This window comes from Oribacterium sp. FC2011, from assembly GCF_000701645.1.
In the GTDB taxonomy this organism is placed as follows: domain Bacteria; phylum Bacillota; class Clostridia; order Lachnospirales; family Lachnospiraceae; genus Oribacterium.
In genome coordinates, this window is sequence record NZ_JNJM01000014.1 from 22,148 (window position 1) to 36,777 (window position 14,630).

13 protein-coding genes are annotated in these 14,630 nt (G+C 45.0%); all 13 read left to right on the forward strand.

Going from position 1 to position 14,630, the window contains the following annotated elements; translation table 11 throughout:
- Positions 1-88: 88 nt before the first annotated feature.
- The 13 genes from T357_RS0112105 to ispG all read left to right on the forward strand — a co-directional run bounded on the left by T357_RS0112105 (position 89) and on the right by ispG (position 14,533).
- Positions 89-1,573 (forward strand): DUF1846 domain-containing protein, encoded by a 1,485-nt coding sequence (locus T357_RS0112105; protein WP_031552939.1) that lies wholly within the window; start codon positions 89-91, stop codon positions 1,571-1,573.
- Between the two features lie 407 nt (positions 1,574-1,980).
- A complete protein-coding gene (locus T357_RS0112110) occupies positions 1,981-2,898 on the forward strand; it encodes an ABC transporter permease (RefSeq protein WP_031552942.1) in 918 nt (305 codons plus the stop codon).
- A gap of 74 nt (positions 2,899-2,972) precedes the next feature.
- A complete protein-coding gene (locus T357_RS0112115; RefSeq protein ID WP_031552945.1) occupies positions 2,973-4,028 on the forward strand; it encodes an ABC transporter permease in 1,056 nt (351 codons plus the stop codon).
- A 10-nt stretch (positions 4,029-4,038) separates the two neighbouring features.
- Positions 4,039-5,103 (forward strand): ABC transporter ATP-binding protein, encoded by a 1,065-nt coding sequence (locus T357_RS0112120; RefSeq protein WP_081828153.1) that lies wholly within the window; start codon positions 4,039-4,041, stop codon positions 5,101-5,103.
- A complete protein-coding gene (locus T357_RS0112125; protein ID WP_031552951.1) occupies positions 5,103-6,089 on the forward strand; it encodes an ABC transporter ATP-binding protein in 987 nt (328 codons plus the stop codon). The genes T357_RS0112120 and T357_RS0112125 overlap by 1 nt, the downstream gene beginning before the upstream one ends.
- A 30-nt stretch (positions 6,090-6,119) precedes the next feature.
- A complete protein-coding gene (locus tag T357_RS0112130; RefSeq protein WP_031552953.1) occupies positions 6,120-7,781 on the forward strand; it encodes a peptide ABC transporter substrate-binding protein in 1,662 nt (553 codons plus the stop codon).
- 202 nt (positions 7,782-7,983) lie between these two features.
- The gene (gene pyrH / locus T357_RS0112135) at positions 7,984-8,688 is read left to right on the forward strand and encodes a UMP kinase (RefSeq protein WP_031552955.1); all 705 of its coding nucleotides are present in this window, start codon (positions 7,984-7,986) and stop codon (positions 8,686-8,688) included.
- A gap of 48 nt (positions 8,689-8,736) precedes the next feature.
- Complete coding sequence (frr, locus tag T357_RS0112140) at positions 8,737-9,291, forward strand: ribosome recycling factor (RefSeq protein ID WP_029200677.1); 555 nt, start codon at positions 8,737-8,739, stop codon at positions 9,289-9,291.
- Between the two features lies 1 nt (position 9,292).
- Positions 9,293-10,045: an isoprenyl transferase gene (locus tag T357_RS0112145; RefSeq protein WP_031552959.1), complete on the forward strand. Its 753-nt coding sequence runs from the start codon at positions 9,293-9,295 to the stop codon at positions 10,043-10,045.
- A 184-nt stretch (positions 10,046-10,229) separates the two neighbouring features.
- The gene (locus T357_RS0112150) at positions 10,230-11,084 is read left to right on the forward strand and encodes a phosphatidate cytidylyltransferase (RefSeq protein ID WP_044916870.1); all 855 of its coding nucleotides are present in this window, start codon (positions 10,230-10,232) and stop codon (positions 11,082-11,084) included.
- Positions 11,085-11,100: 16 nt separating this feature from the next.
- Positions 11,101-12,258: a 1-deoxy-D-xylulose-5-phosphate reductoisomerase gene (locus T357_RS0112155; protein ID WP_031552964.1), complete on the forward strand. Its 1,158-nt coding sequence runs from the start codon at positions 11,101-11,103 to the stop codon at positions 12,256-12,258.
- Positions 12,259-12,272: 14 nt separating this feature from the next.
- On the forward strand, positions 12,273-13,469 hold the full coding sequence (locus T357_RS0112160; protein WP_031552966.1) for a M50 family metallopeptidase: 1,197 nt from the start codon (positions 12,273-12,275) through the stop codon (positions 13,467-13,469).
- 5 nt (positions 13,470-13,474) lie between these two features.
- Positions 13,475-14,533: a flavodoxin-dependent (E)-4-hydroxy-3-methylbut-2-enyl-diphosphate synthase gene (gene ispG / locus T357_RS0112165; protein WP_031552968.1), complete on the forward strand. Its 1,059-nt coding sequence runs from the start codon at positions 13,475-13,477 to the stop codon at positions 14,531-14,533.
- The last annotated feature ends 97 nt before the right edge of the window (positions 14,534-14,630 follow it).

The window sequence follows — 14,630 nt, forward strand, 5'->3', positions numbered from 1 at the left end:
TGTACATAACTCACGTTGACATCTTATTTAAGTAAATTTATACTTTCTTAGGTTATTTTTCGTCTAAATTTTTTCAGGGAGCACAAATATGTTTAAAAAAGGTTTTGACAATGACAAGTATATAATGATGCAGTCCGAGCATATCAGAGAGCGTATTTCCAAATTCGGAGGCAAGCTGTATCTCGAGTTCGGAGGCAAGCTGTTCGATGATTATCACGCTTCCAGAGTCCTTCCCGGATTCCAGCCCGACAGTAAGATCCGTATGCTTACCCAGTTAAAGGAAGACGTTGAGATAGTTGTTGTTATCAATGCCGGAGACATTGAAAAAAACAAAGTAAGAGGAGATCTCGGCATAACCTATGACATGGATGTACTCCGCCTTATCGACGCCTTCAGAAGCTACGGTCTTTTCGTGGGTTCTGTAGTACTCACCAGATTTGACGGTCAGGAAAGTGCCGTTGCCTACCAGAAGAAGCTCGAGAGCCTTGGCGTCAAGGTATACAGACATTATCCCATACAGGGGTACCCCGGAAACCTTCCGCTCATTATTTCCGATGACGGTTTCGGAAAGAATGACTACATTCAGACAACCCACTCCCTGGTTGTCGTTACAGCTCCCGGTCCCGGTTCAGGAAAGATGGCAGTATGTCTTTCACAGCTTTATCAGGAGAACAAGCATGGTGTTAAGGCAGGCTATGCCAAGTTCGAGACCTTCCCGATTTGGAACATTCCGCTCAAGCATCCTGTAAACCTTGCTTACGAGGCAGCCACTGCGGACCTCAATGATGTAAACATGATCGATCCTTACCATCTTGAAGCATATGGCAAGACCACAGTTAACTATAACCGCGACGTAGAGGTATTCCCTGTTCTTAATGCCATGTTCCAGCGCATTTACGGTGAATCTCCCTATAAGTCCCCTACAGACATGGGTGTAAATATGGCAGGCTATGGCATCGTTGATGATGACAACTGTAGCTATGCATCACGTCAGGAGATCATCCGTCGTTACTACACTGCATTATGTGACCTCCGTAAAGGTGACGGTACACAGCAGGTGGTTGACAAGCTTCAGCTTCTCATGGAACAGGCCAATGTTTCCAGCGATGACAGACCTGCTGTTGCCGCAGCAAAGCAAAAGGCAGAGCTGACAGGAGAGCCCGCAGCAGCCATCGAGCTTTCAGACGGAACCATCGTAACCGGAAAGACTTCAACCTTACTTGGAGCCTGCTCAGCCATGCTTTTAAATGCCCTTAAGGTAATGGGCGGAATAGATGACTCTGTAAATCTTATTTCAAGAGAGATCATCGAGCCTATCCAGCATTTAAAAACCGAGCATTTGGGTAACCGTAACCCGAGACTTCATACCGATGAGATCCTCATTGCGCTTACCATCTGTGCAACCACAGACAATAATGCAGAAATCGCCATGCAGCAGCTTGAAAAGCTTAAGGGCTGCGAGGTACACAGCTCAGTAATTCTTTCCGAAGTAGACGCCCGCACCTTCAAGAAGCTTGGCATCAATGTCACCTGCGAACCGCAGTACCAGACTTCAAAGTTATTCCATAACTGATGATGCAAGGACGCATCTTTCACTTAACATACGTAGGTATAGTATTTTAATATTTAATCCGGTTTCAGCCGAAGCTTTGCCTGACTATATGGCAAGGCTTCGGCTTTTGTTTTTTTGGAACATCGGGTGGATCAAAATTACATAACTAAACCTATAGAAACTTACCATTTTGATATTGGCATATTTTCATATTAAAGCTGTTTACCATATCAATATTTCATATCAAGCGATCAAAGCTTCTGTTTTTTAGTGTACACGTACAATAGACAAATGTTTGTCCGTTGTGAACAAACATATTTAGTGATTTAAACATCATACACTTTAAACCATTAAATTTTATCCTTGAAATAGAGATAACTATAATGTATATTTCTCATTATGTCTGATTATCAAGGAGGTTTTTTATTATGCCAAAATACATAGCGAAAAGAGTAATTATGGCTGTGGTCACGGCATTCCTTGTCGCAACTCTGACTTTCTGTATCATGAATCTGGTTCCCGGCGGACCTTTCCTGGCAGAAAAGGCGGTCACACCGCAGGCTCAGGCTGCGATGGAAGCCAAGTACGGTCTCGACAAGCCGCTGCCGCAGCAATATTTAACATATCTCAGTGGTCTTCTTCACGGTGATTTCGGTTTGTCCCTCAAGAAGAGAGGTCGTACTGTAGCTGAGATCATCTCGACCAAGTTCCCTGTTTCTGCGCGACTTGGTGCCTGTGCGCTTATTGTTGCAGTCTGCATCGGAGTTCCACTGGGCTCTGTTGCAGCCTTTAACAGGGGAAAGCTTGTAGATAATATTCTGGTGGTGTTGTCCACGGCTGGAATAGCCATACCCTCGTTCCTTTCATCAACACTTCTTATGTATGTATTTACAACGAAGCTCAAGCTGCTTCCGTCTCTGGGACTCACAACTCCCGAAAGTTATATCATGCCGGTAACAGCACTTGCTCTTTATCCGACATTTTATATAGCACGTCTCATGCGTTCTTCAATGCTGGATGTTATCGGTCAGGACTACATGAAAACAGCAAGAGCAAAGGGTGTAAGTACCTTACTGATTATTTTCAAGCATGCCTTGCGTAATGCCATCCTGCCGGTAGTTACCTACCTTGGACCTTTACTTGCATCACTTATGACAGGATCTTTCATCATTGAAAAGATCTTCAATATCCCGGGACTTGGTTCTGAATTCGTTGGAGCCATCACCTCCCGTGACTATCCTATGATCATGGGAACCACCATATTCCTGGCGGTCTTCGTCATCTGCATGAATGTTATCGTAGACATACTTTACGCAGTTATCGATCCACGTATCAAACTTAAGTGATAAAAAAGTCCTGTCCTCAGGATTAAAACCTGATGTTTTGAGATAGGCTAAACCACCGAAAGGAAATTCCTCATATGTCTGAAAATAAAGCTAAAAACCCATTGAGTCTTCAGCTCAATGTTGACGACTTTGCTCCTGCCTCTACAGAGGAGAAGCAGTCATTAAATGTCATGCGTGAATCTGTAAGCTTCTTCAAAGACGGCATACAGCGTTTTCGCCGAAATAAGATTGCCATGACAGCACTTACCATAGTGCTTATAATCATGTTTTTCTGTTACATAGTTCCCATGTTTTATCCATATGGATACGAGGAACAGATCAAGGGTTCGGAAAGACTTGCTCCCATGGCATTTTCAAAGATGGAGCAGCAGAAGATAGCTGCCGGTGAAAATATTTTTCCTCATCTTCTGGGTACAGACCAGAACGGACGTGACTATATGATCCGTGTTCTGGTTGGCGGAAGAGTATCCATGACCGTCGGAATCGTAGCCTCCGTCCTTATCCTCTTTATAGGTTCTATATACGGTGCCATAGCAGGTTACTTTGGCGGTATGGTGGACATGATCATGATGCGTATAGTCGATATCATCTATACCGTACCTGATGTCCTTATCATCATCCTTCTTGCCCAGACCCTTAAGTTCCCTTTGGAAAAGCTTGGTGCAGCTCCGGGTTTTGGATGGATAGAGAAGCTTGGACCAAATATGATCTCCATGTTCATAGTGTTTGCCCTCCTTTACTGGGTTGGTATGGCACGTATAGTCCGTTCACAGATCATGGTTCTCAAGCAGTCGGAGTACGTTACTGCCGCAAAGGCTCTTGGTGCAGATGACAAGCGTATTATCGGAAAGCATCTCATCACAAACTGTCTGGGAACACTTATCGTTACCACAACACTTCAGATACCAAGCTCTATCTTTACTGAGTCTTTCCTCAGTTTCCTTGGTCTCGGTGTTCAGGCTCCCATGCCTTCACTGGGTTCCCTTGCAAGTGCTGCGCTCAACGGCTTCCAGACCTATCCGGAAAAGCTTTTCGCACCTGCTGCACTTATCTTTATCATTATCCTGAGCTTCAATCTTTTAGGTGATGGTCTTCGTGATGCCTTCGATCCTAAGATGAAGCAAAAGTAAGGAGATTAACATGGCAGAATCAGAATACTTAGTAAATATACAGCATGAACGTCTTTCCTTTTTCACTCCTGCAGGAGAGGTCAAGACCTTAAATGATGTAACCATACAGATGAAGGAGGGTGAAGTCCTCGGCATCGTAGGAGAGTCAGGTTCAGGTAAATCCGTAACAGCCTACTCCATCATGGGTCTTACAGCAGAGAACGGAAAGATCATGGGCGGCTCCGTTGAGTTCAACGGTCATCGCATTGATCAGATGACAGAGAAGGAACTGAGACGTATCCGCGGACAGGAAGTATCCATCATTTTCCAGGATCCCATGACTTCTCTTAACCCTGTCTGGACCATAGGAAACCAGTTGGAGGAAGCCATCAGGCTACATACCGATAAGAAAGGAAAGGAAGCTACCGCAAGAGCAAAAGAGCTTCTCACCCTTGTAGGTATCAATGAGCCCGATAAGCGCCTAAAGCAGTTCCCTCATGAGCTGTCAGGCGGTATGCGTCAGCGTGTCATGATCGCTATGGCTCTTGCCTGTGAACCTAAGCTCCTTATCGCCGATGAGCCAACAACAGCCCTTGACGTTACCATCCAGGCCCAGATTCTTGACCTTATGCAGGATCTTAAGAAAAAGCTTGGCATGGGAATCATCATGATCACCCATGATCTCGGTGTAGTTGCAAGCATGTGCGATCATATTGCAGTTATGTATGCAGGAGAGATCGTTGAATACGGAACCACCGACGACATTTTCTATAATCCCAAGCACGAATATACAAAGGGACTTCTTAAGTCTATCCCAAACCTTGCGGAACAGACGTACCAAAGACTGATTCCTATCGAAGGACAGCCTGTGGATCTTCTTAATCCTCCAAAGGGCTGTGGCTTTGCTCCGAGATGTAAGAGCTGCATGAAGATTTGTCTTGATAAGAAGCCTTTAAGAAACAACTATGAGGGCATTCATTATTCAAGATGCTGGCTTCAGCAGAAGGAAGACTTCGAAATGGGAAAAACCACCGTTTCCACAGATGACCATGGCATCGTCATAAGGGAAGCATTAAACGCAGGAGGTGAAAACTGATGAATAAAGAAGATATCTTACTTGAAGTATCCCACCTCAAACAGTATTTTCCCGTAGCAGGAACAAAAAAAGTAGTTAAGGCTGTTGACGATGTCAGCTTCTTTATCAAGAAGGGAGAAACCTTCGGTCTGGTTGGAGAGTCAGGCTGCGGAAAAACCACCACAGGACGTTCCATTCTGAGACTCACAGAGCCTACTTCCGGAAAAATAGTATATGATGGAAATGTGATTTTCAACTCAGAAAGCAATATTAAAGCGGATATGCTTCCATATCGCCGTAAGATGCAAATCGTATTCCAGGATCCCTACGCATCACTTGATCCTCGTATGACAGTTGGAGATATAGTTGGTGAAGCCCTTGATATACATAAACTCTACAAGACAAAGGCAGAACGTAGAGAAAAGATACTTGAGCTTCTCTCAACAGTTGGTCTCAACAGTGAGCACGCAAACCGTTATCCTCACGAGTTCTCAGGCGGACAGCGTCAGCGTATAGGCATTGCCCGGGCTCTGGCAGTTGATCCTCAGTTTATAGTTTGTGACGAGCCGGTTTCGGCGCTTGATGTTTCTATCCAGGCACAGGTTGTGAACATGTTCGAGGATCTGCAGCAGAAGATGGGTCTTACTTATCTGTTTATTGCCCATGACCTTTCCATCGTAAATCATATTTCCAGCAGAATAGGTGTTATGTACCTTGGAAACATGGTGGAACTTGCAGATTCCGATGAACTCATTTTCCACTCGATGCATCCGTATACAAGATCACTTATTTCTGCTATACCTATTGCAGATCCAAAAACTGCAAGAGCTTCCAAACGTATCATCCTAAACGGAGATGTACCTTCTCCCATGAATCCGCCTTCAGGATGTCCTTTCAGGACCAGATGTCCTTATGCGGACGAGCTCTGTGCACAGACAAAACCTGAATTCAAAGAAGTTAAGCCAGGACACTATGCAGCATGTCATCATCTGGATAAACTTAATTGAAGTAATATATAATGAAAAACGGAGGTATTTATGAAAAAGAATTTAACCGCTATTGTTGCAGCAGCTGTATCTGCAGCACTTTTGCTTTCAGCCTGCGGTGGTTCATCCACCACTCCTGAATCAGTTGCGCCAGGCAATGCTTCAGAGTCATCTGATGCCGAAAAGGTACTTAATGTACAGAGAGGTCCTTCACCTGAGACCATCGACCCTGCACTTAACTCTGCATCTGATGGTGCAAACATGATTCTTCATGCTTTTGAAGGTCTTCTCAAGTTCGATCAGAACAACGATATCGTAGGAGGTCTTGCAGAAAGCTGGGAACAATCAGAGGACGGTCTTACATGGACTTTCCATCTGAGACCTGATCTTAAATGGTCAGACGGAAGCGCTCTTACAGCCAATGACTTTGTTTATTCCTGGAAGAGAGTTGCAGACCCTAATACTGCTGCACCTTACGGCTATGACCTTCTTAATGTTGTTGCCGGTTATGAAGAAGCTTCAAAGGGAGACATTGACGCCCTTCAGGTAGAAGCTACCGATGACAACACCTTTGTTGTTCACCTTTCAAATCCCTGTGTTTACTTTGACAAGATTGCTGCATTTACAGTTATGGTTCCTGTACAGCAGGCAACCATCGAAGCTGCCGGAGATAGCTGGGCAACCGATCCTGCAACTTATATCACAGACGGTCCTTATTATATGACTGAGTTCACAGACGGTTCTCAGATCGTATTTGAGAAGAATCCGTACTACTGGGATGCAGAAAACATCACTTTCGACAAGATTGTATGGCATCTTATCGAGGATTCCAATACTTCATACACCGCATACAACCAGGGCGAGCTTGATATGATTAAGGATGTTCCTACTGAAGAGATACCTACTCTTAATGGTAACGAAGAGTTCCATGTAGAGCCTCTTATGGGAACTTACTATGTAACCTTCAATACACAGAAGGAGCCTTTCAATGACGCCAAGGTGCGTGAGGCACTTTCACTTGCCATCGACCGTAAGTATGTTGCAGATACCATCATGCAGGGTACATATTCACCTGCTACAAACTTTGTAGGTGCCGGCGTATCTGATGCAGCTGAAGGTTCTTCTTTTGTAGATGTAACAAAGGAAAAGTACGGCGATCACTTTGATATCGAGAACTACGACGCCAACCTTGAAAAGGCAAAGGAGCTTCTTGCAGAGGCAGGCTATCCAAATGGTGAAGGTTTCCCTGCATTTGACTACCTTACAAATGATTCCGGATACCACAAGGCAGTTGCCGAGTATCTCCAGTCTGCATGGGCTGAGCTTGGATTAACCATGAATGTAAACATCCAGGAGTGGAAGACTGTTACAGCTGACCGTCGTGCAGGCAACTTCGACGTTGCACGTAACGGTTGGGTATATGACTGGGATGATCCTTCAAACATGATCAACCTTCTTGAGACCACCAACGGAAACAACGATGGTAAGTACTCATCAGCAGAGTTTGATAAGCTTGTAGATGAAGCAAGAAGCACAACTGACATTGACAAGCATTACGATCTTCTTCATCAGGCAGAGCAGGTTCTTCTTAATGATGCTGCTATGGCTCCTATTGCGTACTACAATGAGTTCTGGCTCCAGAAGCCAAATCTCAAGGGCACATGGCATTCACCATACGGCTACTGGTACTTCATGTACGGTTCATTTGAATAAGACTTAGAATCAGTTTTCCCCTGAGGCAAAAGCCTCAGGGGATTTTTCTGTTTTGTTGCCCCTTACTTTGTAATATGCTAGAATAAACCTTAATGTAGGCACTTTTAAGCTGTCCTATTTTAGTCTAAAATAACATATAAAGGTATGAAGGATCATCCTTCATTACTATATGCCTGAGAATTGGCAGAATGGAGATATTTTTATGTCAAATGAACGAAGAGTTATGCTGAAACTTTCCGGCGAAGCCCTTGCCGGCGAAAAACATTTCGGCTTTGATGATGATACTATCAGAGAAGTTGCCAGAGAAGTTAAGTCAGCAGTAGATGAAGGTGTACAGATCGCCATAGTTATCGGCGGCGGAAATTTCTGGAGAGGCCGCCAGTCCGAGGCTGTAGACCGCTATAAAGCCGATCAGGTGGGAATACTTGCCACAGTCATGAACTGTATATATGTATCTGAAATATTCCGAACACAGGGTATGAAAACCATGGTCATGTCCTCGATACAGATTGGGGATATGGCAGATCTTTTCAATAAAGACAAAGCTCTCAATGCCATGGCAGAGGGAACAGTTGTATTCTGCGCAGGCGGAACCGGTCACCCTTACTTTTCAACAGATACCGGCGTAGTTCTCCGTGCAGTTGAACTGGAATGTGACGAAATACTTCTTGCCAAGGCTATCGATGGGGTATATGACTCAGATCCAAAGATAAATCCTGATGCAAAGAAGTTTGATGAACTTTCCATCCAGGAAGTAGTAGACAAGCGTTTAGGTGTTATAGACCTGGCTGCATCTGTTATCTGCATGGAAAACCATATGCCGCTGGCTATTTTCTCTCTTAACGAAGAAAACGGAATTGCCAATGCTCTCAAGGGACAGATAAACGGCACCAGAGTTACAGCATAAAAATATACATTATCCCGAAACACCGGGTTTAAACAGGAGGATTTAATTATGGATGATCAATTTACCATTTATATCGAGAAGATGCACAAAACACATGACAACCTCATGTCAGAGCTTGCAACTATCCGTGCAGGACGTGCAAACCCTCATGTGCTGGACCGTATCATGGTAGATTACTACGGCACACCGACACCTATTCAGCAGGTAGGTAACATTTCCGTTCCCGAGGCACGTCTTATTCAGATCCAGCCATGGGACAAGAGCCTGCTTAAAGAGATTGAGAAGGCTATAAATATGTCTGATCTCGGTATCAACCCGACAAATGACGGAACTGTTGTCCGTCTCGTTTTCCCTGAGCTTACAGAGGAGAGACGTAAGGAACTCACAAAGGATGTTAAGAAGAAAGGCGAAGAGGCTAAGATCGCCATCAGAAATATCCGTCGTGATGCCATGGATCTTGCAAAGAAGCTCGAGAAGTCATCTGAGATGACAGAGGATGATCTTACCCGTGCAACAAAGGATATTCAGGAGCTTACAGACCACATGTGCGAGAAGATCGACAAGTCTGTTGAAGCAAAGAACAAGGAACTCTTAACTGTTTAATATGGAAAACGTTAACGATATCATAAATAACGAAGGCCGCAATATCCCTGCTCATATCGCCATTATTCTTGACGGAAACGGAAGATGGGCAGAAAGACGGGGACTTCCCAGAGCCATGGGGCACAAGCAGGGCTGCGAAACTCTTGAAACCATCGTTGCGGATTGTGCACGACTCGGAGTAAAGTATCTGACCGTCTATGGATTTTCAACAGAAAACTGGAAACGTTCAGAGGAAGAGGTAGGAGCCCTGATGAAGCTTTTCCGTTTATATATGGTCAAGCTTATTAAGGTTGCAAATGAGCACAATGTCAAAGCCCGCATGATAGGTGAAAGAAGCCGCTTTGCCCCGGACATCCGGGAGGGCATCGAGAGTCTCGAGAAGGAAACGGCTCAGAACACGGGAATGACTTTTGTCTTTGCGGTAAACTACGGTTCAAGAGACGAAATCGTCCGGGCTGTAAGAAAATATACCCTTGAGGCTCTGAGAGAAGGAAAATCCGAGGAGGAGATAGAAGCTCTGACAGAACAGGCATTTTCCGGTTATCTCGATACAAGCGGGATGCCTGATCCGGATCTCGTCATAAGGACTTCCGGTGAATTCAGGATTTCAAACTACCTTCTTTGGCAGAGTGCCTATGCGGAATATTATATAACTCAGGTTCTCTGGCCCGACTTCAACAAAGAAGAGTTATTGAAGGCCATCGATAACTTCAACAGCCGCGAACGTCGTTTTGGCGGCAGATTAAAAAAATAGATTTTGACTCAGGCTTCTTTTACCAATCGGGTTCGGGCAATGATATTCCCTTACCTGCCCGCGATGCGTCGACAGTTTATTTCGACGCACCTGCGATAGAAAAGAAGCCTGTCTTTGTTGTATAAAGTTCTGCCGTTCTGCATATTGCAGCCTGCGGAACCTTATATGATCAATGGGAATACATATGTCAGCTACAGATAATTTAAAAAAAGATCATAATGAAAAGAAACCCGGTTCCTTCATCACGAGACTTATAAGCGGTATAATTCTGGTTATTCTCGCGGCAATAATAGTGCCCATGGGAGGTCTGCCCCTGTTTCTTCTGACCTTCCTCATTTCCATGATAGGTCTTTTCGAACTGTACAGGGTTTTCGGAATAGAGAAAAGATCACTGGGATTCGTGGGCTACCTTACCACCATAGCTTATTATGTGATAGTTTGGTTTGATTTGGACAAATACTTCACTCTTATGGTGGTATTGAGTCTCATGGCTCTCATGTCTTTTTACGTCATTACTTATCCAACCTATAAGATCACAGCAGTGGCAAAAGCCTTTATGTGCGTCTGCTATGCCGGCATCATGATGAGTTATCTGTATCAGACCCGTGTCATGCCTGACGGAGTATATCTTGTATGGCTCATTTTTATTGCCAGCTGGGGTTCAGACACCTTTGCTTATTGCACGGGGATGCTCATAGGAAAACACAAAATGACTCCCATACTGAGTCCCAAAAAAACCGTGGAAGGAGCAGTCGGAGGGGTCATAGGAGCAGCGCTCCTTGGTTTTGTTTATGCCACGATCCTTCAGAGCCGTTTTACCTATATCCTTAACCCGGGAGCAACATGTGCCATTGCCTGCGCAATCGGAGCACTCATCTCCATGGTGGGAGACCTCACCGCTTCCGGCATCAAAAGGGATTATGAGGTAAAGGATTACGGTACCCTGATCCCCGGTCACGGAGGTATCATGGACAGATTTGATTCACTGATTTTCACTGCACCTGCAGTTTATTTTGCCTTAACATTTTTAAATATCTGAAAGAGGATTAATGTTTATGAGAAGATTGGTAATACTTGGTTCCACAGGTTCCATAGGAACCCAGACTATCGATGTCATAAATGGTGACCCGGAGATAGTAGTCACAGGTCTCGCTGTTTACGGTTCCATTGATAAATTAAAAGAGCAGGTAGAAGCACTTCATCCTGAAGTAGTCTGCATATATGACGAGAAAAAAGCTGAGACCTTCAAAGGCTTCGGCTTACCTGTGAAGGTTCTTTCCGGAATGGAAGGACTTATCGAGATTGCAACCATGGAAAACTGTGATGAGGTTGTGGTTTCCGTTGTGGGAATGATAGGAATCCAGCCTACCATCGCAGCCCTTAAGGCTCATAAACAGGTTGCTCTCGCCAACAAGGAAACCCTGGTATGCGCAGGGCACATCATCATGCCCCTGGCAGCAGAGTGCGGTATAGACATTAAGCCTATAGACTCGGAACACAGCGCCATTTGGCAGTCCCTCACGGGAGAACCTCATAACCGAATAGAGCAGATCCTTCTTACTGCTTCAGGCGGTCCTTTCAGAGGAAAAAAGCGGGAGGAACTCAGGGGTAAAACAAAAGAAGATGCCCTTAAGCATCCTAACTGGGCTATGGGAAGAAAGATCACTATAGATTCCTCCACCATGGTAAACAAAGGTCTGGAGGTTCTGGAAGCCCATTGGCTCTTCGATGTTCCTGTGGATATGATAAAGGTTGTTGTACAGCCTCAGTCCATCGTCCATTCAGCTGTCCAGTATGTGGATGGCTCCGTAAAGGCTCAGCTTGGTCTTCCTGACATGAGGATCCCCATCGAATATGCTCTTTATGCACCTGACCGTCGGGCGCTTCCGGAGGATCAGCGACTTGATCTGGCAAAATTAGGTCAGCTCACTTTCGAAGACCCTGACATGGATACCTTTAAGGGTCTCGCCCTTGGCTTCCGTGCCGGAAGAACAGGCGGATCCATGCCAACTGTTTACAACGCAGCCAATGAGGAAGCGGTTGCTATGTTCCTTGAAGACCGGATAGATTTCCTTGAAATAGCCGATGTTATCGAAGAAGCTATGAATGCCCACGAAGCCCATGTAGTGGCTTCTCCCTCTGTGGAAGAAATCCTTTCCATAGAGAAATGGGCAAGGGATTATGTAAAAACCAACTCAAAAATAGTACGCTGACAGGAGATATAAACTTGGGAATAATTGTCGCCCTTCTGGGCTTGAGTTTTTTAATATTTTTCCATGAACTCGGACACTTTCTTGCTGCCAAGCTATGCCATGTGGGTGTTCTTGAGTTTTCCATAGGCATGGGGCCAAGACTTATAAGCCGGGTAAAAAACAACACCCGTTACTCACTGAAGCTTTTGCCACTCGGCGGAAGCTGTGCCATGCTGGGAGAAGACTCCGCCGGTTCCGGAGATTTTTCTGTGTCTTTCGGGGAAGAACTGCCGGACCGGGAAAATACCGGTGATCCATGGATCGACTATGACGGTGTCCGTTTCAGAAAATCCGAAATCGTTAAATACAGCTTCCAGCAGAAACCTGCCCTACAGCGATTCTTCATTTGTATCGCCGGAGTAATGAACAACTTTATTCTGGCTGCTGTTTTTGCGGCAGTTATCGTTTTTTTCTGCGGTTTCGACCCTCTGTATATAACCGATACAGTTGAAAATGTTCCCGCTGCAGAAGCCGGTTTTCAGCAGGAAGATAACCTCATATATCTGGGACGTCATGGAGAACATCTTTCCAGAATGCCCGGGTACAGAGATCTTTTCATGTGGATGTATATCAATGCTGAGGACTTTGATGAAAACACCTTGCTTGACGCTGTGGTTCTCCGTAATGGCAGAAAAGAAACTATCACCTTTAAGCCCTACTACAATGAAGAGCAGCAAGCTTACAAGCTTGGGCTTGCATTTTACGGTGGTCGGATGCTTGCATCAACCCCCATGGAGTTCATAAAGTATTCCTACTATGAATTCCGGTATGATCTCACCATCGTGATCCAGAGCCTGAAACTCATTGCCAAAGGAAGAGTACACAGAAATGAAGTCATGGGACCCGTTGGTACCGTCAGCGTCATGAGTACTACTGTTGAGAAGTCCTCGGAATACGGTCTTTTTAATGCCTTTCTGGTTTTCCTGGAACTTTTAAGCATGCTGTCATCAAATCTCGGCATCATGAATCTTTTGCCCATACCAGCCCTTGACGGAGGACGACTGATATTCATTCTTTTCGAAATGATCTCGAGACGCAGGCTTCCTTTTTCCGTCGAGGAGCGCATCAATCAGATCGGCATGGCAGCCTTACTTATGCTGATGCTTGTCATACTGTCAAACGATATCTGGAATATCATTTCAGGAGCCTATGCTTCTATACTTGGAGGTTAATGTAAATGTTACCAAGAGAGAACACTAAAGTTGTAAACATTGGAAACGTAAAGATCGGCGGAAACAATCCCGTTGCGATCCAGTCAATGTGCAATACCAAAACAGAGGATGTAAAGGCCACTGTTGAACAGATACTGAGACTTGAAAAAGCCGGATGCGAGATAATCAGATGCACCGTCCCCACAAATGAGGCAGCACTGGCCCTTAAGGAAATAAAGCAGCAGGTTCATATCCCCATCGTGGCGGATATCCATTTTGATTACAAGATGGCCATAGCTGCCATGGAAAACGGTGCGGACAAGATCCGTATCAATCCGGGAAATATCGGTTCAAACGAAAAAATACAGGCCGTTGTTGACTGCGCAAAGGCTCACAACGTCCCCATCCGTGTGGGAGTAAATTCCGGTTCTCTTGAAAAGGATCTCATCGAAAAGTACGGCGGTCATGTCACTGCCGAAGGAATAGTGGAATCTGCACTTCAGAAGGTAAAGCTCATCGAAGATATGGGCTATGACAATCTGGTTATTTCCATTAAGTCCTCGGATGTTCTTATGTGTACAAGAGCTCACGAACTTATTGCTGACAAGACCCGACACCCTCTTCATGTAGGAATTACCGAGGCCGGAACAGTATGGTCCGGAAACATTAAATCTTCAATAGGTCTCGGCATGATATTAGGTCAGGGTATCGGAAATACCATCCGTGTTTCACTGAGCGCAGATCCTGTAGAAGAGATCAAATCAGCAAAGCTTATTTTAAGGACTCTTGGCCTAAGGACCGGCGGCATAGAAGTTGTTTCCTGCCCGACCTGCGGAAGAACCAACATTGACCTTATAAGCCTTGCAAATGAAGTACAGACTCTTGTGGAGGAATATGACTATAAGAATCTGAAGGTTGCTGTTATGGGCTGTGTTGTAAACGGTCCCGGAGAAGCAAAGGAAGCCGATATCGGTATCGCCGGGGGGAAAGGTGAAGGTCTCCTTATAAAGAAGGGTGAGATCATCCGTAAAGTACCGGAGGCAGAGCTTCTGTCTACTCTTAAGGCTGAGATCGAGAAGATGTGACAGTTTTTTAATGCATTAAACATCAGGGAATGCCGAAAGTATCGGTATTTCACTTTGAACTTTTTATATCAGAGAGGGGGCTGTACCGCAGATACCG